Consider the following 21332-nt stretch of genomic DNA (forward strand, 5'->3'; position numbering starts at 1 on the left):
CACTCTGGCCGAGGGAACCGCTGGCGGAATCAGACCAGCGCCGGATCGTTCAGCAGCCTTGCCACTTCCTCCGGCGTTTGGCATGCGCCGAGTTCTTCGCGGAAGCCGGTTTCTTTCATCGCGGTCATGACCTGCGCGAGCAAGCCCAGGTACTCCTTCTGAGACCCCGTCGGCATCGCGAAGAGCACGACAATATACACCGGCTTGTTATCGAGCGTGTTGAACTCGATCCCCTCGTGCGAAATGCCCACGCCGACGGTTGGCCGAGTCACACCGTCGATGCGCACGTGGGGGATCGCGACGCCGCACCCAATGCCCGTACTCATGACCGTTTCGCGCTCGCGCACCGCGTGCGCGAACGATTCCATATTCGTGATGACTCCGACGGAGTGGATTGCGTCGGTCAATTGATCGAGCGCTTCGTGCTTGGAGATTCCACTCGGAAATATGCGGACAGCAGCTTTGTCGATAGGAAGACCAAAGCGGTGCATTACTCACCTCGTCGTAATTTCGGCGCCGGTCATAATACCGATTTCCCGTTGGCCCGGCGCGGCCGCGTTTGCCCGTGATGAAATTCGCCGGTGGCGCCCCGTGACCGTCCGCGGCGAACGCAGTTTCGACACAAACGCGCTATTCTACAGGCGAGGCAGGCGCGATGCAACGGCGCGCTTGGGCGCATCCCGCGGCAGCGTGCGGATCAGTTCTCTTCGATGGGGAGCAGCGTGATGAACACGTCGTCGCCCTCGACCTTGAGACCATAGCGCCGGAGTCGTGTGGATTCATGGGTCAGGCAGTCGCCCGTGCGAACGTTGTATATCCAGCCATGGCGCGGGCAGGTGACAACGTCCCCTTCGAACCTGCCCGTCGTCAGGTCCCAGTTCTGGTGCTTGCAACTGATTTCGGTCGCGAACATCGAGCCGTCCGGGTCCCGAAAGATGGCGACGTTTCGCGCCAGCAATTTGTACTTTCGGAACCGCAGCCCCTCGAAGTCCGACACTTTCGCAATCTTCACGTAGCGCTCTTCCATGCGGGGATCATAGCAAACCGGCGGCCCCGCGTTGCGCGTGATTTCCGCGCTTGGTACTATACGCAATTGATTTTCACTGCACAGGACGGTCCATGACAGACGATAAACAGCATTCCGGGGACACCACCCGCCTCGTATTGGACGAAGAACTCGCGAGTCTGCGCGCGCGGATGCAGGGCCAGCGCGCGAGCCTAGTCGTGATTTCGGGATGGCAAATCGGCAAGGAGTTCGCCCTGAGCGGCACCGAGTGGGTGATCGGACGGTCGCCGGACGTGCCCATCTCGATCAACCTGCAGTCGGTGTCGCGCCAGCACGCCCGCATTTCTCGGCAGACCAATAAGGACGGCGACTACTTCGAAATCACGGACCTGGGCAGCATGAACGGCACCCATGTGAACGCGGACCTCGTGAAGACGTCCCGTATCAACGACGGGGACAAGATTCAGCTCGGCGACGTGGTGGTGAAATTCATGCTGCAGGATGCGCTCGAATCGCAGTTCCACCAGGAAGTGCACCAGCGCATCCACTACAATCAGCTCACTGGCCTGCTCACGCTCGAGTCGTTCAAACCGCACTTGTTGTCCGAAATCCAAAAGACGGGTCCGGACAAGAAGTTCACCCTCGCCATGACCGACCTCGACGGATTGAAAAAGGTCAACGACACACACGGTCATCTCATGGGGAGCCGCGTCATTCAAGAGATGGGCTCGATCATGCGGAGCGTGCTGCGGCCTGCGGACCGCGCCGGGCTGTACGGGGGCGACGAGGCCATACTACTTTTCGCGGAATCCCCGCTTACCGAGGCCATGAAGGTGGCCGAGCAATTGCGTCAGGCCATCGCTGCGTGCACGCTCGAGCACAACGGCAAACTCGTCAAGGTCACGATTAGCCAGGGGCTCGCGGAATTCCCGACGCACGGCGCGACGATCGAGCAACTGATCGCGGCGGCGGACGGCGCGCTGTACGCCGCAAAGGGAGCAGGCCGCAATTGCGTGCGCGTCGCGGAATGCTGACGTGCCGCCCCTCGTCACCCTGACCACCGACTTCGGCACGCGCGATCCATACGTGGCGTCGATGAAGGGCGTCATCCATTCCCGGTGCGCACATGCTGCAATTGCCGACCTGTCGCACGAGATTCCCCCGCAAGACGTGTTTGAAGGAGCGTTATTCATCGCGCAAGCCTCGAAGTGGTTTCCTCCGGGTACGGTCCATTGCGTCGTCGTCGATCCCGGTGTGGGCACGGCGCGATTGCCGATCGCCGCACGCGCACGCGGCCAGATTTTCGTGTGCCCGGACAACGGGCTGCTGACGTTCGTCACCCGCGAATCGCCGTTGGACGAAGTGCGCATTATCACCAACAAACAATTCATGCACGCCACCATCAGCCAGACGTTTCACGGCCGCGACATCTTCGCGCCCGCCGCGGCAAGTCTGGCGGACGGCGCGGCGTTCGAGGGCATGGGGGAGAGGCTGAATGCGCTGACCTTGCTCGAGATCCCGGAACTGCGGCGCGATCGGCCGGGCGTTATCGGCGGAATTGTCATGCATGTGGATCGCTTCGGCAATGCCATCACCAATATTCATCGAAGCGATCTGCCGGACCGCCGGGACATTCAGGTGCATTTCAACAGCGAAGTGATCGAGAGCATATCGGAAGCCTACGGTGATGTCGCCGTCGGCGCTACGGTCGCGCTATTCGGAAGTTCGGATTACTTGGAAATCGCCGTTCATCGCGGCGACGCAAGCAAGCATTTCGACCTGCGGCGCGGTAGCCGCGTCGAGGTCAGGTCTTGAGTATCGATTCCATCTCAATCAGGCCGCGTGCCAATCTAAACGCGGATGTAACGATCCCGGGCTCGAAGAGTTGTACCGCGCGCGCGCTGGTAATGGCGGGCCTTACGCGCGGCGAGAGCGTGCTGCGCGAGTGCGCGGATTGCGACGACACAACGTATATGATCGACGGTCTCCGCGGGCTGGGCGTGAACGTTGCACGCGATGGCAATACCGTGACGGTCGGTGGCGGGCCGTTCACGCCGCCACACGCGCCGTTGTTTCTCGGGAATTCCGGCACCGCCGTTCGGTTTCTCGCGGCGGCGTGCGCGACGCTCGACGGCGAAGCGACCATCGACGGGACACCCCGTATGCGCGAACGGCCGATTCGCGATCTCATTGATGCGTTGCGCGCGTGGGGAGTCGACGCTGTTACGGATACCGGGTGTCCACCGCTGAAGATTATCTCGAACGGGCGTTTTGGCGGGACGACACTGGTGAAAGGAATCGCCAGCAGCCAATTCCTGTCGGGGCTGCTGATGGTCGCGCCCTGCGCGGACCGTGATGTCGTCATCCGCGTCCCAGGCGAACTCGTGTCTAAACCGTATATTGCCCTCACGCTCGCAATGATGGACGAGCGCGGCATCGTGACCGCAAATAACAACTTCGGACGTTTCGACATACCGGGTAATCAGTCGTATAACCCCGGCGTGTACACGATCGAAGCCGACGCCTCCGGCGCGTCGTATTTCTTTGCCGCCGCCGCCGTCGCCGGCGGACGCGTCCGCGTGAACCACTTGTCCCCCGCCTCGCGCCAGGGAGACGTGCGCTTCCCGAACGTGCTACAGGAAATGGGATGCCGCGTCGCGACGGGCCCGGACTGGATTGAAGTGTCGTCGACGGGAGAATTGCGCGGCATCGACATCGACTTGAACGCCATGCCGGACATGGCACAGACGCTCGCGGTGACGGCGTTGTTCGCGGATGGCCCGACGCGCATCCGCAACGTGCACAACTTGCGCATCAAGGAGACGGACCGCATCGCGGCGACCGCCTCGGAATTGCGCAAGCTCGGCGCTACCGTGCACGAACACGACGATGGCCTGGAGGTCATCCCCGGCGAACTACACCCGGCGGCCATCGACACCTACGACGATCACCGCATGGCGATGAGCTTTGCACTCGCCGCGTTGCGCGTCCCAGGCGTGGTCATCAACGATCCCGCTTGCGTATCGAAGACCTTTCCAGACTTCTTCACGCGGTTCGACGCGTTACGATAGATGGTTTCGGCCCTATCCGGTACTCGCTGGCCTTTGCCGCGTTAATCGCGTTCGGACTGCGCTCCGCGGGAGGCATATCAATCTGCTGTTTTGGGTCAGGGGGCGGCGTTCTTTCCTTGCAGCCCCCTGTGGTAAACACCGCGACTGCGCACAGGCCGATCAGGTATGTCCGTAAACGAATCATTCTGCCGTCTGCATCCGGCAGCATCACTTAATCTTCATTGACGAGATATAGGAATACGCTTCCGTGCCTGCCAAATCGGATTCGTTCGCGCCGATGTAAATGATCGCATAGATGCGTGGCGCCTTCAGGTGGACTTGCAGCAGCGCGTAATAGAACCTGCCACCGGCGTCCAGTTCCATGCGCCACTCCTGCCCGGGAAAATTATTGTGCGAGACCGGGCTCGTGCTGATGACGCGCGTGAGCGTGAAGGGCGAATCGTCGATCTTGAAATTCGCGACGAAGGTATCTTTTCCAATCGCGAGCATCGCATCCTGGTCGATCTTGATGTACTCGCCGATGGGAAACGTCCACGCGACGAAGATACACGCGGGGCCGTGGTCGGACCCGGCAATAAGGGTGGTTTGCTTGCCTTTCTCAAGACCAATGTCGAACTCGCCATCGTCGAAGTTTGCGACGTAAAAGTTTGGCGGGATGGTCAGCTCGAACGCATCGTCTTCGCTGATGACGCTTTGTGTTCCCTTGAGCGGCTTCGAAAGCTCCTCCAACGTGTCAGTCATGCCTTCCAGCGCCTTGAGTACTTTCTCCAATTCCTCGTCGGTGAGCTTCGCGCCTTCCGTCGGCTCCTCCGTCGCCGGCGTTTCCGCGGGGGGCGGTGTCTCCGCCGGCTTGGGCTCGGCGCCCCATCCACTGCTGTTCCACGCGTCTATGAGGCTCTGAATTACGTCCACGCCCGCGGACGCCGCCGACAGGTCGCCGGCGTTGATCGCGCCAGTCTTGGGCTTAGGGGCCGGTTTCGCGGACTCGGGCTTTTTCTCCGCGGCTGCGGCGTAAGGATTCCACGTGTTGAATGCAACGGCGACAACCAGCAGAGCGAAGACAGTTTTGCGAAGCATGACAAGACCCTCCCAGTAAGGAACGCGAACGGACTACCGGACGGAATCAGAACACCCTGCGGGCTTAATTGTAGTACAAAACCGCGCGGGGCGAAAGACGCATCGCGCCGACCTTGGCAACGGCGCGTCCGAATCATATAATGGCCTTTCGTTTTTCCAGTGACACCACGCGGGAGGGAGATTTATGGCCAAGAAGACCGTCAACGTCGCGCTCATCGGGACCAAGTTCATGGGCAAGGCCCACAGCAACGGGCTGCGCCAGGTGGCGCGATTTTTCGATTTGCCGGTCGAACCGGTGATGAAAGTGATCTGCGGGCGCAACCCGAATGAGACGCAAGCTGCCGCGAAAAAGTTCGGGTGGGAAGAGGCGAGCACCGACTGGAAAGCGGTGATCAGGCGCAAGGACATTGACGTCGTCGATATCAGTTCGTCCGGCGAGTGGCACCACCCGATGGCGATCGCGGCGGCCAAGGCAGGCAAGCACATCATCTGCGAGAAACCGCTTGCGAACAATCTGAAGCAGGCTGTCGAGATGACCGAGGCGGTGAAGAAGGCGGGCGTGAACCACATGTGCGGCTTCTCGTACCGTTTCGCGCCGGCCGTCGCGACCATCAAGAAGATGATCCAGACGGGCGAGCTGGGGACGATTTTCCATTTCCGCGCCTGCTATCAGCAGGACTGGATCGTCGATCCCGAGTTCCCACTGAACTGGCGTTTGCAGAAGAAAACCGCTGGTTCCGGCACGCTCGGGGACATTGGCGCGCACATCACGGATATGTGCCACAACCTCGTCGGCCCGATCGATTCCGTATGCGCGACGATGCGCACGTTCGTGACCGAACGGCCCATCGCGGACTCGAGCGCGACCATCGCCGCGAAGTCAGGGCACAAGAAGAGCGGTAAGAAAGGAAAGGTCGACGTTGACGATGCGGCGATCTTCCTCGCAACGATTAAAGGATCAAAAACGCTCGCGACGTTCGAAGCTACCCGTTTCGCGCCGGGCCGCCGCAACTACAACTGCATCGAAATCTACGGCAGCAAGGGCAGCGTGATTTGGAACCAGGAGGACATGAACGTCTTCCAGTACTACAACTGCGCGGATCCGGGCACGTTGCAGGGGTTTCGCCGCGTGCACGCAACCGATCCCGGCCATCCGTATACGGAAGCTTGGTGGCCCAGTGCACACATCATCGGCTACGAGCACCTGTTTATCCACGAGATGCACGATTTCCTGACGCAGTTGGGCAAGAAGAAAGTTACGTATCCGACGTTCGAAGACGGCCTCGCGTGCCAACGCGTCATGGACGCCGTCGAACGCAGCGCCAAATCGAAGAAGTGGGAAAAGGTGTAGTAGAAGCCGGTTTCAAATAAGATGGTGAACAACTTGTGGCAGGCCAAGTTCGACTATGAGGGATTGGTAAATGGCACAGCCGGACATTCGACCTGATTCGAAATTCCCACTTGCACGCAAACGGGCCCTCATGATTGGCATTGTTGCTTTTGTGGCGTCAATTCCGGTTGCTTACTGTGTTCAGCCTGGAATTCTGAGGCTAGCGGTTTCTCTTCCTCAGTATTTGAAAGATTTGGCCAATGGCTTCGGCGAGAGTCCTTCACGCAGGCCTCCCGATTTGATTGGGATGATGTCAACCGCCAAGTCCACCATGGTGGTGTTCAGTATTACAGGGTCGATCGCCGGGGGCTACTTGGCCCATGGCTAGAACGAACGCGGCGTTGACATAGCAGCCGATGGCAAAAGTCCTACTGACGCAATTTGCAGGCGTGCGCGATTTTGGGCCGAATTCCACCGTTTCCGGGCTCGCCCGGCCTGGAAACCGGGCGCTACGGGACCTTTCACGGGTTGATAGGCATGGGGCATGAAATCGGAGAACCGAGAACGGGCGCGGCGGGTGGCCAGTTGCTGACTAGCGCGCAAATACAATCGCGAATCCGCGAAATGAAGCCCGAACTGGAGAAGCGGTTTCACGTGAAGAGTATCGGGTTGTTTGGGTCCGCAGCAAGAGATGAGATGCGGCCGGACAGCGACATCGACATACTCGTTGAGTTCACTCAACCAGTCGGGTTCGAGTACCTCGAGTTGGAGGACTTCCTAACCGAAGCACTCGGAACGAAGGTCGATCTTGTTCCGAGAAAGGCGCTGAAGCCGCTAATTGGAAAGCGTATTCTTGCGGAAGTTGTCAATATATGATTCGAGAATGGCGTGATTTCCTTAATTGTTATGTTGGGCGCGCTTGATGAATTGCAGGAGTTCACACATGGCGCCAGCTTCGCGGAGTTCTGTGAGGACAGGAAATCGATCAACGCCGTTGTCCGAAGCCTAGAAGTCTTGGGAGAGGCCGCAAAGCGAATTCCCCAGAGTGTGCGAGAGTCACATCAGGACGTTCCTTGGGCGCGGATTGCCGGACTCAGGGACAAGCTCATTCACGGGTATTTCGGTGTCGACTTGGAAATAGTGTGGAGCATCGCCACGACAGACGCGCCGAACTTGAGACCGCATATCGAGAGGATTTTGCTGGCAAACAAGCCATCTGACGGAACAAGTTGATCGACCAAGTACGCAGGTGCTTCAAATGGGGAGGAGACTGAGATGAAGCTGGGTTTCTTGACGGTGATGTTCAGCGATTTGCCGCTGAAGAAGGTGTTGGACGTGATTCGTCCGTTGAGATTGCAGACGGTCGAATTGGGCACGGGTAACTACCCCGGTGACGCGCACTGCAAGGTAAAGGAGTTGCTCGAGTCGAAGCCCAGGCGCGATGAATTACTGGCGATGCTCAAGGGCGAGGGTCTCGAGATCAGCGCGCTGAGTTGCCACGGCAACTGCCTGCACCCGGATGCCGCGTTCGCGAAGAAGAACATCGACGTGCAGACCAATACAATCAAGCTCGCGAATCTACTCGGTGTGAAGGTTGTCATTGACTTTTCCGGTTGCCCCGGTTCCGACGAGAAATCGACGAAGCCGAACTGGGTGACGTGCCCGTGGCCGCCCGACTACCTCGACATCCTCAATTGGCAGTGGGAAAAGAAGGTCATTCCGTATTGGACGAAGCAGGCGAAGTTCGCCGCGGACAACGGCGTGAAGATGGCCTTCGAGGCGCACCCCGGCTTCGTCGTGTACAACCCGGAGACGCTGCTGCGGCTGCGCAAGGAATGCGGTAACAACATCGGCGCGAACTTCGACCCGAGCCATTTCTTCTGGCAGGGCATCGATCCGGTGAACGCGGTCCGTGCGATGGGCGGCAAGGCGATCTTTCACGTACACGCGAAAGATTCGCTTGTGTACGAACAGAATGCCACAGTCAACGGCGTGCTCGACACGAAACACTACGGCGACGAGATCAACCGCTCGTGGATTTTCCGCACCGTCGGCTACGGCCACAGCGTCGAATGGTGGAAAGACTTCGCGTCCACGCTGCGCATGGTGGGTTACGACGGCGCCATCTCGATCGAGCACGAAGACTCGCTTATGTCCCGCAACGAGGGACTCACCAAAGCGGTCGAGACCCTCAAGCAGTGCCTGATTTTTGACAAAAAATCGGCCATGACCTGGGCCTAGTGCAGCGGAATTCCGGGGTCTGGTCGTAAGGCCGGGCCCCGGCCGTTTGTCTATCGCAATGAAACGAAGGACCTCAAAGTGCCTCTTGCTGTCGGCGTGCTGCGTTGCCGCTATCGTGCTCGCGCGTCCTGCGGATGCTGCGGAGCAAGGCACGGGCAACAAGGGCGTAATCATGCGCAAGCAGCCCGCGCAGGAGGATTCGAAACAAGAGCCTCCTGAGCAGCAGCCGCCCGAGCAAACACCTCCGCCTGAGCCGCCGAAGCCGAAGACAAAGAGGGCGAACGAGCGCCCGGCGCCGATCGTGCCGCAGATTGAAGAGGCGCCAAAGCCAATCGTCGTGCAACCGCGACAGGAGACGCCGGAAAGCGTCGCTGTGCCCGCGAGTTGGCCCGCCGCGCTGAACGAGTATTTTCGGTCCGAGCTGCACAATCCGACCACCGATCAGGCCTTGGGTGCGCTTGTGCAGCACCTCAATCGCGCGACGTTGTTGGGCACGGAGCCGGAATTCGAGGCGGAGAGGTTTCGCGGGTGGACGAAGGACTTTCGGGGTTCGGTTGGCCGGGGCGAAGGCGACATTCGCCTTATCGAGGGCTTCTACGGGAACCTCACCAGTTGGGTGTCGCTCGAATCGCAGTTCACTGTCGCGCCGGAGCGCGATCTTCTGAAGCAGCTTGTGCGCGTCGTCCAGTCGCAGGCTGCGCTGGACCCGAACTACGACGAGTTGCGAAAACAAAAGATCGTCAACACAATCGAACAACAGGGATTGTTCGTTCCGTCGGGCATTCTGTTTGGGTACAACGTCCTGCCGTACCGCGCGGTGATTCTGCCGAAGGGATACGTGCCTTACGAAACGCCGACGAAACCGGAGTTTGCGGACTTGCCGAACCGCGCGGAAGCGTCATACGATTTCATTGAGGCGCCCGGCCCGATCTTTCGCATCGATTTTGACACGCTGAACGCGGCGCGCGTGGCCGTCGAGCAGAGCAGTGACGGCAGGCAGTACGAACTCGCGCAGGAATGGAAATCCGAAGGCGCGACCGGTGTGACGGGGCCGGTCATTCTCGCGAAGCCGTTCCGTTCGCGGTACATGCGCATTGCGGTGGAGTCGCAGCGCGAAACCGCAGTGCTGCGCAATCCGCGAGTCTTCGCGCTAAAAGAACCGCCAGCCGCACTGTCTGCGCTTGAAGTCGAGGCGCCCGTGCTCGACGCTTCGTTCAAGGAAACGCCGTGGCCGCGTAAGGCCCAGATCAATGGGTTCATCAATCCCGATCGCGTGGAATTCGCGGAGGCGCAGACTACCGTGCGCGTGTGCCATACGGCGAACGCGTTGTACATCGCCGTGTACGCCCGCGAACCACGCATGGATACCATGTCCTGTACGCTGACCGCGCGCGATGCGCCGCTGTGGGACGAGGAATCGATTGCCATCGTGGTACGGCCAACGGGCAAACCCGAGTACCGGTTCGTCGTGAATCCGCTCGGGGCGCAGTTTGACAGCCGGGACGGCAACGACCAGTGGGACGGCGCGTGGAAGGTCGCCACGAAAACGTGGCCCGTCGGTTGGTCGGCGGAGATTGAAATCCCCTTCGACACCATCGACGCGACGCCGGGCAAGGACGACTGGGAACTCAATTTCGTGCGCACGCGCCGCAATGTCGAAAACGAGCGTTCGGTGTGGGTGGATGCGGGCGAGGGCGCGGCAGTAACGAAGGGCTTACTTATCTTCTGACGCTACCGCAGCGCGGCGAGTTTGCGCTCTAGAAACGCGCAGCTCCCGGAAACCTGCGCTTCCGTCAGATTGTGCAATATGAGCGGTCCAGCATATCCGCATCGGGCGAGTAGTGCGAGATACTCGTCGTAATCCAGCAGACCCGTGCCCGCGGCCTCGTGTCCTGCGTCGCCGTCGCGACTCAAGTCTTTCGCATGCGCGAGGACGACATCCGGCCCCAGCAGATCGAACGCTTTGTCGAGAATCTCGCGCATGCGCGGCAGTTCGCCCTCATGAAAGAGGTTGGCGCCATCAATAAGGACCCGCAGTCGCGGCGACTGAACCTCGTCGAGCAGGCGCCGCGCTTTCGCCGCGGAATCGACAACGTTCGACACTTCCGGCTCGAACGCGAGCGTGATGTTGTGCTCGTCGGCAATCTGGACGGCGTGTTCCATGCTCGTGCACAGATCGTTCCACGCATCCGGCGAATCGTTCTCCTTGTGGCGTCTCCACATATTCTCCGGGTCGCGCGTTCCCGTGCTCATGGTGACGATTCCGGTGCCCAACGCCGCGCACGCCCCCGCGAGCACGCCGAGCCGCCGCAAACCATCGGCGCGTGCGCGGGTATCGGGATGTATCACGTTGAAGGTGCCTGACACGGCCGCCATCGTAACGCCGCGTGATGCGCACGCGCGCGCGACGCGGTCCGCGAGCGACGGGTCGATTTCGTCCGGCATGCTCGGAAGTCCCGCGCACGCCATGTTGAACTGCACGCTGCGGATGCCATGCGCCGATACCGCATCGAGCACTTCTTCGACGCTGGGCCGCGTGAACGTCTTGGCGAAAATACCGACGTGCATTCCGTTCATGGTTGCGCCCTGGCCGCTTCCGGCCCGATGATTGCGGAAAGCCACAACAGAATCTGCCCTGGCGCATTTTCGTTCGTGTCAAGCAAGTCGGTGCCGTGCGCCGCGCCGGGATACTCGTGCAATTCGCAATGCCCTTTCGCGAGCGCCTTCAATGCATTGCACGTCTCGGACGAATACGAATCCCCGATGGCATCCATCAGCAACACCGGGCGATTGCTCATTTTGACGATGGCGTCTTCGACGGTCACGCCGTGATAGTCCTTTCCCGGAGACACCATGGCTACAGCCTGAATTTCGGGATCGGCAGTCGCATAGCGCAGCGCGAGGTTTGCGCCAATGCTCGCACCGACAATGGCGATATTCTCGGGGTCTGCGCCCGCGTCGATCAGGGCACGCTTGGCCGCGGCTATGTCGTTTGTCACGCCGAGCCAGTCTTCCGTGTCGAACGATTTGTATGATGTTTTCGCGCCGTCTCGCATCGCGCTACCGCCATGACCGCGCGGGTCTATGGAAATTGACATGAAGCCCTGGGCTTGCGCGGCATTCGCGAACGACGTCCAGCGGTCCCGCGTTGTCCCGAGCATCGGGACAAGAATCAAGCCGGCGGGCTTCGGTCGATTGACGGGATACATTGTTGCGGCAATCTCGTAACCGTCGGACGTGGCGAAGGTCAGATCGCGCGCCGAACCATTTGGTGCGGTTGCCGACTTCGAGCAGCTCCCGAGCGCCACGACGAACAGCACGGGAGCCAACGAAATTGTGTGACTGAACTTGTAGCTCATTGTCGTAATCGTAATCGTCCTCGTAATCGTAATCGAGCTCTCAGTGGAACGAGAACGACACCGAAGAACCGATTACGATTACGAGGACAATTACGAACGCACCGCGGCTTCACGAATCCGCTTGAAGCCGGAAAGAATCGGGACCGCGACACGGTTGCGTCGCGGTCCCGTGAATGATCGCTATTTTCCCAGGGCGAAGACGTTCTGAAGTTTCATGGCGAGGCTCATATCGCCCTTGATCTTCAGCTTGCCGGTGAGGAACGCGGTTTGTCCGCTCAGTTTTCCCGATACGATGTCGAGCCAGTTTGCGTCCGTTGCGGTCAGTGTGATGCTTGGGTTTTCGGCGGGACCTTCGTTGACCGAGGCGCTGCCGTCCGCGAGTTTCACGTGCCAAGTGCCGCCGGCGTCGCCGGTGATGTCGAACTGGTACGTTGCGTTCATGCCCGCGATTTTCGCCGGATCGACTTTTCCGCCCAACTCGCTGAAGAATCCTGCTACTGTGTCTGCCATGGTGAGTGTCTACCTCCCAGTTTCGATTGGACCCGCTCCACGGCACTTGCGCGGCGGACGCCAATCACGTCCCGTACCTACCTACTGACCGGTCGTATCTTATTGCACGGCCAACCCGTGCACTCCACCGTAAACTCCTGGGCGCCCCTAGACGATTGGCACACGGCTGTCCTTGCAGGAGAAAGCCATGTTTCGCGCCGTGGCGGGAACTGTAGCATAGGTTCGGCGGACGTTCAACGGGTCTGCGATCCGATTACGGGTATGGCAACGCGAAGATTCGTTCTATCGTCTCTGGCGAGGCGAGTTCGTCCACCGTCGCGAAGGGAATCTGTTGACGCAGCGCATCGGCCCGAATCTCACGGTACTGAGTCTTTCTGGGATGCGAAATGTACCGAAGAACCGTGATCAGTTCAACATCCCGATTGCGGTCTTGGCTACGGTTTACGGGGTCGAATTGCCTGCCATCAAGAACGGAATTTACGAAGAGGGTAATTCCGAACCGCTCCTTGACCGCAATGACAGCCTTTATATACTCCGAAAGCCGTTCGGCGCTACCGGGATGATTGTGGATCCGAAACCAGTCCGCGGGTATGGCATCGAACGCCCGCTGCAGCTCCTCGCGAAAGGCTGTTCGCACCGGACCTGGCGGTGTAGTGGGATAGATGATTCGTTCGTCTAGTGAGTTTGGGTTGAAGACACCCAACTCCAACGGATGAACAGGCACAAAGTGCGGCTGCCCCTTCTGGTATAGGACGGTCCCGTCCTGAAATACGTCAAGGACGCCGCCGTCCACGATGTGGACGAGCCTCCAATGCTCGTCGAGCACCGCAGTTGTAGATCGGGATGGCGTATTGTGGGTATCAACGAAGGTAAAGCCACGGTGCATCCAAAGCCCATTTATTGAACCCACGTTGATTTGGTACCCGGCTTCACCCACGAGTTCAGTTTCGTGATCGTGCCACCGGCCAGTTCGTCCGTCGCGCACTGCTATGTGCAGCGTCCGCAATGGATTCGCACCAGGGCCCTCGGTGCCGAACGCGACTGCATCTTTCCCGCTACGTTCTTTAGCGAAACCGAAGAATATCTCGCAGGCGAGAAGGTCTGCGTCCCACCCATCTTGCGAAATGCCCAGCCCTGACAGGGCTTCTTTGAGCGGGCAGGTGGACTTTCGGGGAGATTGTTGTTCAGCAGATGGAAATAGTGAGATTGCTGCGACTGCAATTAACGTGAGCCGTCGGAATTCCCGCATAGCGGATACTCCTCCGGGGGAGGCGAAGACACAGAAGGACACGCGACTCGTCGGTCACACCCCAGCGCGCCTCTCCCGCCCGGTTGTTTTCGGTCTAAGGGTCGACCACTCACGCTGTATGCGTGCCGGGTACCGGCGCTGCCTCGTGGATACGATCGGCGAATCGCGCTACACCTTATATAGCACGCGGACGTGATTTCGTCAAGCGAAAAATCGCGTTTCAGTCAATGTTTATTGGCATGATCTGTGCTTTCGGGCACCCCGAATCGTGACGTTGTTCGCATCAAATACTGTACTGCGCGTACCGCGAAGTGTCGACCATTGGTCGTCGAGATTGCTACGACGTGCTGCCCGTTTGTACCGTCCTGTTCAAGCGATAAATTCGGCCGTCCTCCGCGCCGAGCAGGAGTTCGCGCACACCGTCTTTGTTCCAGTCCGACGTTGTCGGACTGGTGTCGTGTCCGGCCAGGACGAGGTCCGAGAGCGCGCCCATTTCTTTGAACACGACGTTGCCGCCGTCGTCGCGCAGGTTCTTCAGCCAATCGCAGTTCGTGGAGTTGATCAGAATATCGAGGCGCTTGTCGCCGTCCCAATCGACGAGCGTGAGCTTGCGCCTGCCGCTTTTTCCGGCGACGCCCTTTGACAATAACAGCGGCGTGCCTGACTCATCCACGAAGATTCTTGCGCCCGGCTGCAATTGCAGTGCGCCATCCGCGCCGCGCGTGCGTTTGAACAGCGCCAAGTATCCTTCGTGATCGAGCATGACGAGATCGTTGAGGCCGTCCGCGTTGAAGTCGATGACGACAGGTGTCGTGCGCCATTGTGTGACGAGTTCGTTGCCCACCGGGTCCCACCATGTCCATGCGGGTTTGGGCGGGGCGGAAAGCCACGCCACTTCAATCGGTTGGGCGGCCGCCAGCTTTGGCGCGCTGCGCGCGCCAATGTTGCGGTACCAGATGACCTTGCCCCAGATCGAGTTGACGACGATGTCCGGCAGGCCATCGTGGTCCCAATCGGCGACGGAGAGCGTGGTGTACCCCCATTTCGCTTCGGCGGGACCCTGGATAGACCCGTTTGGACCCGCCTGAATGCGTATGACCTTGCCGTCGGCCTCGAGTTTTTTAGGTGCGGCCCATTTTGGCGGGGAGCCGCCGAGATTCTCGAACACTTCGATGTACCCCGCCGTATTGCCGGACACGATGTCTTCGTCGCCGTCGTTGTCCCAGTCAAAGCTGACGGGCGTGGCGAGCGCGCCGCACTTTAGATATTCCGCCTGCTGCTGGAAGTAGACCGGCGGTTTGAATTGCGGCATGCGGTCGACGATCTCGCCGGTGTGTTCGATCAGCGCGACGCGGCCGTCCTCATCGCCAACGATCAGGTCCTGGTCACCGTCTTTGTCCCAATCGATCGCCACGGGCACGATCATCTGCAAGTCCATTCGCACCGGTTCGCCGCGATAGGTGAGTGGACGCCCCGCGGCAAATTCGGGATCGGTCCGCGTGCCGATGTTTTCGAACCAGGTGAACCCGTCGAGGAATTCGCCGCAAATGAGATCGAGATCGCCGTCGCCGTCGAAATCCTCGAGATTCGGCGATGGCATGCCGTACCCGTCAACAGGTTTGCCGTCCGCTTCGAGCTTGACCGGTTCGGCGAGCGCGGGCGCGTCGATGGTTCCGGTGTTCCGCGCGAAGTAGACCCAGCCCCGCAAGGGGCCGTTGGTCCAATTGCCGTTGGCGTCGTACGCGTTGTCCCAGCCGTACTCCGTCCACTCGCCGATACCGACGATCAGATCGTGGATGCCGTCGCCGTCGTAGTCCGCCCATTTCCACTGGTTCGCGCGCAGCTTGCCAGTGAGGTTGAGTTTCGGGTCCAGCGGCAGCGGGCGCGAGGTGTCCAACCCATTCGTCAAGAACTGGTGGTGCTCGAGCCCGGGCGTCAGGACATGAGGTTTGCCGTTGACATAGGAGACTTGCGCGTTCTGCAGCGATTTACTGATACGCACGCCCGGTTTGAATACAGGAAACCTCATGTCGCCGTCAACATTCTCGAAGAAGAATGTCCCCGCTTGCGGTTTGTCGGGACACGTCACCACGAGGTCGTAATCCCCGTCCCCGTCGAAATCCATCGGCAAGGGCCACGCCCACAGGCCCACGCCCAGATCGACGACGAGACCGGGGTTGTTGTACTTGATCGGCGCGAGATGTTCTTCCGCGGCCAATGGCAACGACGTGTAGAGCAGGCAGGCGATAAGCGGCATCATAATTCGGTTCATGGTGTGTTCCGTGGAAAGCTCGGAGTTATCGGGCACCATCGCATGATGCGTTGCATCGTGACTGCCATGCAAGCTTCCTGTTTCGTCCAATGTCGATGGACATGATGGACGGAATGGACCGAATGGTATAGACAGAATGCACACTACACGGCATAGCCGCAGCCGAAGGGTTTCCTCCATCAATCTCAGATTTGAGATTTGAGAGGGCAAGAACTTGAATATGATGGGCTGATGCGAAACGGGCGAAACATTTTACGCAGCTTGTTTAGAATCCATGAAGAGGACCAAAGGGCCGGGTCTGTCAGGTCTGGCGGGTGGATGTCCGTCATGGACGGACTGGATGAATGGGAGGTATGGGAGGGGCGGCCGTTGGGTTGGAAGGAGGGTTGGCCGAGGATGCGGAACATATCCGTATAGGCGTGGGCCGGTCACGGGCGTACCGGGCGTGAGGCAGGCCGACAACATCGTATCCGCACAGACATGGGCGGGTCGGTGCATGCGAAGTAAAATGCAGGAGCAAAGCGGAGCTTTTCGAACGGCGTTCGAAGACGAGCCGCCGTTGGAGCGCGTTACGAAATGGAAATTTCGTAACGAGAAGAAAGGACGGATTGGCGCTTTGTCTGTTGCTGACGTTTCCGTTTTCGCTTGGGTGTGGGTGCGTCGGGGCGGTCGGAGGGATTCGACCGGGGGTTGGGTTTCGTGGAGGCGTGGGCGTATGGAGGCCATGGGAGTGGCGAGAGCTAGGTCCCGTAGCTCTCGGCGCAAATCGAGAGCACGATTACGAGCACGACCCTCCATCGCCCGATCGGCCGCGGAGGACAAGTCACGAGCACGATAACGCAGCTACGCAGTATCTCAAATTGCTTTAAGAACTGTCTCTCGCATCCGGCGATCGGTCGCGCTGAATGGTGAGCCATTTCACGAAAGAAGTCCGAGGTTTCAGCGTGCGTTGTGGCATTGATTTGTGAAGCACTCAATCGATCGACAGGACGACCCAGCCTCTACTGCGGCACGAGTCTGAGAATCGATTGATTGTTGCGGTCACTTCTCTTCCATCTCCCGCTTCAACGACAATAACTGCGCGGCCCACAGTTCGGAAAATGGTGTAATCCAGCGTTCGTAAATTTGGCGGATGGGGACAGCGTTGATCGAGTTGATGCGTTGGCGGCCTTGTTCGCGTGTGTTGACGAGGTTGGAGTCGCGGAGCACGTCGAGGTGTTTCATGACGCCGAAGCGGGACAGTTCGGGAAATCGCTCGACGATGTCGGTTGTGGTGCGCGGACCGTCACGGAGCAGGTCGAGAATGGCGCGGCGCGTGGGATCGGAGAGGGCCTTCCAGACGGGGTCGAGGTCAGGGGACGAGGAGCGGGTTTGCGGTTCAGGGTTAGGGGTCTGGGGCTTTCGATTAGCTCGCGGTTTTTGGCGCTTACTCATTGGCGATGCTTGTTTGTTTTGCATTTCTAGAATAAGCGCAATTCAAGAAATATCGTAGCCCGTATGTCCCGTAGATTTCGGTGTAAATCGAGTGTGCGATTGCGATTACGAGCACGGGTAATAGCACAGGACGGCAAGTTTGCGCTTGTCGTCGTGTGTTCGCAATGGCGGAGCGCGCGGTGACGCGCGCTGCTATGAGCGCCCGGCGTGGACTTGCGAGAATCGGGAGAACTATTTCTCCGAATCGCACTTCAATTGGTCGAGCATTTGTTTCCATCCGTCCGCCATTCCGGTCCGGTGTTGTTCTTCGATCATGCCGATGGCACGGTGGCGCAGCGTGAGGCGCGTCTTGCCGTCTTCTTCCGTCAGCCGCACTTCGATGTGATTGACTGTTGGGTACGACATGAACATCGGGCCGGAGATTTCAAGAATCGTCGGCGGCTTGATCACCTGCACGTGGCCCCACAGGTGGCCGGTGTCGTTGCCGAGGTCCCGATACCAGCGCCCGCCGGGTTTCGCTTCGAGTTTGAAGTTCATCGAGCGTCCGTCGGGGTAGACCATCTTCTCGGTGAACTGACGAATCAGGCCATTGAACACATCGGCGATGGGACGGTTGATGTCAACGTGCTGTTCGATATCGACGGCCAATTCCAAGACTTCCATGGCACTTTTCCTCCGGGGTAGTTTGTGCACCGCAATACGTGACTAAAAGGTAACATATTTTTGCCCGCGTGTCAAGCGCAGGGGAATGGCGGCCTTTGATCGTAGTCACCGGGAACTGACCCGCACTGGCCATGGACCGTATCGTCCGCTCCGCGTCCTGTGGGCGTGCCCGTAGCCATTGCTGCGCAGTCCAATGCTCCACGTGCAGCGCGAACACGAAATTGCCGGCGCGGTGTGGCACAATAGGCGGTTTGTGCGTGGGGGAGTTTTGCGTGAAGTTCGATTCGGCGCGGTATGTGTTTTGGTTGTGTTGGGGGGCGACGACGTGTATTGCGATTGCGGCGAACCTCCCGCCGGTGTTTTTCACGACGTTCAGCGAAGCATTCGGCGGCGCCGCGGGATTGACGGACGAGCAGATTGGCCGCATACCCGCGGTAGTGTTTGGCGGGTTTGTCGTTGGAATTGCGGTGGCGAGCCCGTTTGCGGACGCCTGGGGCGCCAAAGTGTTTGTGGTCTCGGGCCTGGTGTCGCTGGTTGCGGGACTGGGTCTGTTGGGATGCGCGAACGCGTACTTGGTACTGCTGGCCGCCGTGTTCTTGCTGGGCCTTGGCGCGGGACTGATGGAAGTGGTGTTAAGCCCCGTCGTGGCTGCGCTCGAACCGCGCCGACGCGCAACGCTGCTCAACTGGTTGCACGCGGCGTTTTCGTTTGGCGCGGTAGGGACAGTCTTGATTGGGTCGGCGGCGCTTCACGTCGGCGTTTCGTGGCGCGCGGCGACGATCGCGCTGATCGCGGTACCCGCGGTCATTCTTGTTGGGTTCGCGGCGGTGCGCACGTTGCCGCTGGTACACGAGGAAGGCGCGCACGAACCGGTGCGGCAATTGGTGCGCCACCGGTTCTTGTGGGTGGCCGTCGTGTTGATTGCGCTGGGCGGCGGCACGGAGTTGGGCGTTGCGCAATGGTTGCCCGCGTATGCGGAGCGCAGTCTCGGCTTTACGAAGGCGTCGTCGGCGATGGTCCTTGCGGCGTTTTCGGTGGCGATGTTTGCGGGCCGCGTGGTATCGGGACATTGGCTCGCGCGCGTTACGGCCGAGCGCATGATGCTCGCGTTCTGCACGGGGTGCGTGGTGTTGGTGCTGATGGCGAGTTTTGCGCCGGCGCGCGCAATGGCATTGGCGGCGTGCATTGCGCTGGGCTTCGGCGTGAGTTGTTTCTGGCCGACGTCGCTGAGCCTGGCGAGCAACCGGTATCCCGGCGGTGGCGCGTCGATGTTTGGGATGTTGTCGGCGGTAGGAAACGCGGGCTGCATGGTCGTGCCGTGGTGCGTTGGATTCATCGCAGAGCGGACCACGTTGAATGTGGGCATTGCGTCGATCGCGGTATGCCCCGCGGCGATGGCGGTAATTCTGACGGTTTTGATGACGAGGAGGAATCAATCGTGACTGCAGATTGCTTGGCGCGGCGTAGCCGCAACCAGTTTCAGTCACAAAAGAACACAAAGAACGCTAAGAAAACTCAACCACAGATTTCACCGATGCCACAGATTGGCTCGGAACAGTTGGGACAAGAATTCAAAACTTTGAGAGTGAGTAGTACAGGTTGGATTTCGTAGATATCCGTATCATTCGCGCAGCCGGTGGATGGCCCCAGTTTTATGTGGCGCGAGATACCGGAAGAAATGGATAGGTCAATGTCGAATAAGACAAATATTGCGTTGGCGTTTTCGTACGTCATGTTTCCTGCCGTGGCGATGCTGCTGGGGTGGGGGCTGCGCGGGTATATCGGCGGGGGGCCGTTCGCGGCGATGATTCCCGGAGTGTTTGTCGCGCTTGGGTTCAGTCTAATATTCCGGCACGATGCGCGCACCGCGGCGATTGTTGCGATGTTTGGCGCGCTGGGAATTGGATATGGCGGCGACATGACGTATGGTCAAACGCTCGGCCTGGCGATCAAGCCGGAGACGATGTACTGGGGTTTGCTCGGCGTGACCGTGAAAGGTGGCGTGTGGGGACTGCTGGGTGGCGCGGTCCTTGGCGCGGGCCTCGTGCGGCAGTTGTACGATCGCAAGACGTTATCGATCGCTTTTCTTCTGACGGTCGTTGCGTTCTACCTTGGTTGGAAACTTATTAATGAACCGAAGTTGATCTATTTCTCCGATCCCGTTAACAAGCCGCGCGAGGAATCGTGGGCAGGTCTGCTGTTTGCCGCAGCCGCGTTTCTGGGATACGTTCGCGCGAAGTCGGACGGACCACTCGCGAGCTTGCCCGTCCGCTTCGCGCTATGGGGCGCGCTTGGCGGCGCGCTGGGGTTTGGAGGCGGCACGTTGTGGATGGTGTTTGGCCCTGACTTGCCGGTGGACCAGAAATGGTGGGGTTGGTGGAAGATGATGGAGTTTTCGTTCGGGTTCATCCTGGGGGCGGCGCTTGGATTGTGCGCCTGGTTGAACCGGGGGCGTTGCTCTGAAACCAAAGAAGGCGACACGCCGGAACGGTCGTCGCACTGGGCGGTGGTTGGCGCGGTCGCGTTTGTCGCGCTCATGTTCGTGTGGGCCGTGCCGGTCACGGAGCGCGCGATCGACGCGGACGCAGGCGGGATACTGGCGTACGTGCAGAAAGACATAGATCGTTTGGTCGGCAGTTTTATACTGTTCGGCGCGGTGTGCTTTACGGTGGGCGTTCGGTCCGTGCCGGCCGCATGGCAGATCGCCCTGACGCTGACGTTCTTCCATACGGTCCTTGACCTCGTTGGCGATTTCACGGGCCCGAAACCCGGTTCCGGGTTTTTGCTGCCGGTGTGGGCGAACGCGTGCCTTCTGCTTGGCGCGACGGGCGCGTTTGGAATCGGTGTGGCGCGAATTGCGAAACGGGCCAATCCCGTCGCGGCGATGTACCTGTTGCTCGTGTGGGCGTGCTACGCGGTCGCGACGGCACGGACCTTTGTGCGCAGGGAATACCTCGATCCCGGGGACGGCCCGGGCTTTGCCGCGCTCTTTTTTCACGAACATCCGTCGACGTTCGTGATGCAAGTCATTTTTACGGTGTCCGCGATTGTGACGACGGTGTACATCGTGCGCCTGCGGCGACGGGACGAAGTCCACGCCTAAGCGCATCTAATGGTTCG

The 21332-nt window shown here is 59.7% G+C and carries 21 protein-coding genes; 11 read left to right on the plus strand and 10 right to left on the minus strand.

Annotation, left to right across the window (positions count from 1 at the left end; all coding sequences use genetic code 11):
• Positions 1 to 29: 29 nt before the first annotated feature.
• Entirely contained in the window at positions 30 to 491 is a 462-nt protein-coding gene (locus tag HUU46_16735) for a PTS sugar transporter subunit IIA (protein ID NUM55294.1), read from the minus strand.
• A 206-nt stretch (positions 492 to 697) separates the two neighbouring features.
• A complete protein-coding gene (locus HUU46_16740; protein NUM55295.1) occupies positions 698 to 1093 on the minus strand; it encodes a Rieske 2Fe-2S domain-containing protein in 396 nt (131 codons plus the stop codon).
• Positions 1094 to 1119: 26 nt separating this feature from the next.
• Between HUU46_16740 and HUU46_16745 the strand changes: the two genes are divergently transcribed.
• The 3 genes from HUU46_16745 to aroA are packed head-to-tail and all read left to right on the plus strand — an operon-like array spanning position 1120 to position 4077.
• Positions 1120 to 2040, plus strand: a complete 921-nt coding sequence (locus HUU46_16745; GenBank protein ID NUM55296.1) for a GGDEF domain-containing protein — start codon at positions 1120 to 1122, stop codon at positions 2038 to 2040.
• Between the two features lies 1 nt (position 2041).
• Positions 2042 to 2821 (plus strand): SAM-dependent chlorinase/fluorinase, encoded by a 780-nt coding sequence (locus HUU46_16750; protein NUM55297.1) that lies wholly within the window; start codon positions 2042 to 2044, stop codon positions 2819 to 2821.
• Positions 2822 to 2823: 2 nt separating this feature from the next.
• A complete protein-coding gene (aroA, locus tag HUU46_16755) occupies positions 2824 to 4077 on the plus strand; it encodes a 3-phosphoshikimate 1-carboxyvinyltransferase (GenBank protein NUM55298.1) in 1254 nt (417 codons plus the stop codon).
• 207 nt (positions 4078 to 4284) lie between these two features.
• Here the strand turns inward: aroA and HUU46_16760 are convergent, their stop codons facing one another.
• Complete coding sequence (locus tag HUU46_16760; GenBank protein ID NUM55299.1) at positions 4285 to 5154, minus strand: hypothetical protein; 870 nt, start codon at positions 5152 to 5154, stop codon at positions 4285 to 4287.
• A 184-nt stretch (positions 5155 to 5338) separates the two neighbouring features.
• Here HUU46_16760 and HUU46_16765 point away from each other — a divergent pair, with 184 nt between their 5' ends.
• The 6 genes from HUU46_16765 (at position 5339) to HUU46_16790 (ending at position 10454) form a co-directional block, all read left to right on the plus strand.
• Positions 5339 to 6505, plus strand: coding sequence for a Gfo/Idh/MocA family oxidoreductase (locus HUU46_16765; protein ID NUM55300.1), 1167 nt, complete (start codon positions 5339 to 5341; stop codon positions 6503 to 6505).
• A gap of 70 nt (positions 6506 to 6575) precedes the next feature.
• On the plus strand, positions 6576 to 6872 hold the full coding sequence (locus tag HUU46_16770; GenBank protein ID NUM55301.1) for a hypothetical protein: 297 nt from the start codon (positions 6576 to 6578) through the stop codon (positions 6870 to 6872).
• 149 nt (positions 6873 to 7021) lie between these two features.
• Positions 7022 to 7360 carry a nucleotidyltransferase family protein gene (locus tag HUU46_16775; GenBank protein ID NUM55302.1) on the plus strand — a complete coding sequence of 113 codons (339 nt, stop codon included), beginning with the start codon at positions 7022 to 7024 and terminating at the stop codon, positions 7358 to 7360.
• A gap of 30 nt (positions 7361 to 7390) precedes the next feature.
• The gene (locus HUU46_16780) at positions 7391 to 7717 is read left to right on the plus strand and encodes a DUF86 domain-containing protein (GenBank protein NUM55303.1); all 327 of its coding nucleotides are present in this window, start codon (positions 7391 to 7393) and stop codon (positions 7715 to 7717) included.
• 42 nt (positions 7718 to 7759) lie between these two features.
• Positions 7760 to 8725, plus strand: a complete 966-nt coding sequence (locus tag HUU46_16785) for a sugar phosphate isomerase/epimerase (GenBank protein ID NUM55304.1) — start codon at positions 7760 to 7762, stop codon at positions 8723 to 8725.
• A 58-nt stretch (positions 8726 to 8783) separates the two neighbouring features.
• The gene (locus tag HUU46_16790; protein NUM55305.1) at positions 8784 to 10454 is read left to right on the plus strand and encodes a hypothetical protein; all 1671 of its coding nucleotides are present in this window, start codon (positions 8784 to 8786) and stop codon (positions 10452 to 10454) included.
• 2 nt (positions 10455 to 10456) lie between these two features.
• On the opposite strand, the gene HUU46_16795 is transcribed toward HUU46_16790, so the two are convergent.
• From HUU46_16795 to HUU46_16825, 7 genes are all read right to left on the minus strand, one after another.
• Positions 10457 to 11293: a sugar phosphate isomerase/epimerase gene (locus HUU46_16795; GenBank protein ID NUM55306.1), complete on the minus strand. Its 837-nt coding sequence runs from the start codon at positions 11291 to 11293 to the stop codon at positions 10457 to 10459.
• Between the two features lie 5 nt (positions 11294 to 11298).
• Positions 11299 to 12084, minus strand: a complete 786-nt coding sequence (locus HUU46_16800) for an alpha/beta fold hydrolase (protein NUM55307.1) — start codon at positions 12082 to 12084, stop codon at positions 11299 to 11301.
• A 180-nt stretch (positions 12085 to 12264) separates the two neighbouring features.
• On the minus strand, positions 12265 to 12594 hold the full coding sequence (locus tag HUU46_16805; GenBank protein NUM55308.1) for an SCP2 sterol-binding domain-containing protein: 330 nt from the start codon (positions 12592 to 12594) through the stop codon (positions 12265 to 12267).
• A gap of 253 nt (positions 12595 to 12847) precedes the next feature.
• On the minus strand, positions 12848 to 13843 hold the full coding sequence (locus HUU46_16810; GenBank protein NUM55309.1) for a hypothetical protein: 996 nt from the start codon (positions 13841 to 13843) through the stop codon (positions 12848 to 12850).
• A gap of 337 nt (positions 13844 to 14180) precedes the next feature.
• On the minus strand, positions 14181 to 16103 hold the full coding sequence (locus tag HUU46_16815) for a VCBS repeat-containing protein (protein ID NUM55310.1): 1923 nt from the start codon (positions 16101 to 16103) through the stop codon (positions 14181 to 14183).
• Between the two features lie 1053 nt (positions 16104 to 17156).
• A complete protein-coding gene (locus HUU46_16820) occupies positions 17157 to 17549 on the minus strand; it encodes a helix-turn-helix transcriptional regulator (protein ID NUM55311.1) in 393 nt (130 codons plus the stop codon).
• A gap of 231 nt (positions 17550 to 17780) precedes the next feature.
• The gene (locus tag HUU46_16825) at positions 17781 to 18212 is read right to left on the minus strand and encodes an SRPBCC domain-containing protein (protein ID NUM55312.1); all 432 of its coding nucleotides are present in this window, start codon (positions 18210 to 18212) and stop codon (positions 17781 to 17783) included.
• Positions 18213 to 18484: 272 nt separating this feature from the next.
• Between HUU46_16825 and HUU46_16830 the strand changes: the two genes are divergently transcribed.
• Complete coding sequence (locus HUU46_16830; GenBank protein ID NUM55313.1) at positions 18485 to 19654, plus strand: MFS transporter; 1170 nt, start codon at positions 18485 to 18487, stop codon at positions 19652 to 19654.
• A gap of 248 nt (positions 19655 to 19902) precedes the next feature.
• Positions 19903 to 21315, plus strand: a complete 1413-nt coding sequence (locus tag HUU46_16835; protein ID NUM55314.1) for a hypothetical protein — start codon at positions 19903 to 19905, stop codon at positions 21313 to 21315.
• Positions 21316 to 21332 lie beyond the last annotated feature (17 nt).

The sequence above is a fragment of the Candidatus Hydrogenedentota bacterium genome (assembly GCA_013359265.1).
In the GTDB taxonomy this organism is placed as follows: domain Bacteria; phylum Hydrogenedentota; class Hydrogenedentia; order Hydrogenedentales; family SLHB01; genus JABWCD01.

Excerpts from the sequence above, each read along its gene's own strand:
- HUU46_16735 (NUM55294.1), bottom strand. The coding sequence starts at position 491 with ATGCACCGCTTTGGTCTTCCTATCGACAAAGCTGCTGTCCGCATATTT.
- HUU46_16745 (NUM55296.1), top strand. The coding sequence starts at position 1,120 with ATGACAGACGATAAACAGCATTCCGGGGACACCACCCGCCTCGTATTG.
- HUU46_16760 (NUM55299.1), bottom strand. The coding sequence starts at position 5,154 with ATGCTTCGCAAAACTGTCTTCGCTCTGCTGGTTGTCGCCGTTGCATTC.
- HUU46_16765 (NUM55300.1), top strand. The coding sequence starts at position 5,339 with ATGGCCAAGAAGACCGTCAACGTCGCGCTCATCGGGACCAAGTTCATG.
- HUU46_16770 (NUM55301.1), top strand. The coding sequence starts at position 6,576 with ATGGCACAGCCGGACATTCGACCTGATTCGAAATTCCCACTTGCACGC.
- HUU46_16775 (NUM55302.1), top strand. The coding sequence starts at position 7,022 with ATGGGGCATGAAATCGGAGAACCGAGAACGGGCGCGGCGGGTGGCCAG.
- HUU46_16780 (NUM55303.1), top strand. The coding sequence starts at position 7,391 with ATGTTGGGCGCGCTTGATGAATTGCAGGAGTTCACACATGGCGCCAGC.
- HUU46_16785 (NUM55304.1), top strand. The coding sequence starts at position 7,760 with ATGAAGCTGGGTTTCTTGACGGTGATGTTCAGCGATTTGCCGCTGAAG.
- HUU46_16790 (NUM55305.1), top strand. The coding sequence starts at position 8,784 with ATGAAACGAAGGACCTCAAAGTGCCTCTTGCTGTCGGCGTGCTGCGTT.
- HUU46_16795 (NUM55306.1), bottom strand. The coding sequence starts at position 11,293 with ATGCACGTCGGTATTTTCGCCAAGACGTTCACGCGGCCCAGCGTCGAA.
- HUU46_16800 (NUM55307.1), bottom strand. The coding sequence starts at position 12,084 with ATGAGCTACAAGTTCAGTCACACAATTTCGTTGGCTCCCGTGCTGTTC.
- HUU46_16805 (NUM55308.1), bottom strand. The coding sequence starts at position 12,594 with ATGGCAGACACAGTAGCAGGATTCTTCAGCGAGTTGGGCGGAAAAGTC.
- HUU46_16810 (NUM55309.1), bottom strand. The coding sequence starts at position 13,843 with ATGCGGGAATTCCGACGGCTCACGTTAATTGCAGTCGCAGCAATCTCA.
- HUU46_16815 (NUM55310.1), bottom strand. The coding sequence starts at position 16,103 with ATGATGCCGCTTATCGCCTGCCTGCTCTACACGTCGTTGCCATTGGCC.
- HUU46_16820 (NUM55311.1), bottom strand. The coding sequence starts at position 17,549 with ATGAGTAAGCGCCAAAAACCGCGAGCTAATCGAAAGCCCCAGACCCCT.
- HUU46_16825 (NUM55312.1), bottom strand. The coding sequence starts at position 18,212 with ATGGAAGTCTTGGAATTGGCCGTCGATATCGAACAGCACGTTGACATC.
- HUU46_16835 (NUM55314.1), top strand. The coding sequence starts at position 19,903 with ATGTCGAATAAGACAAATATTGCGTTGGCGTTTTCGTACGTCATGTTT.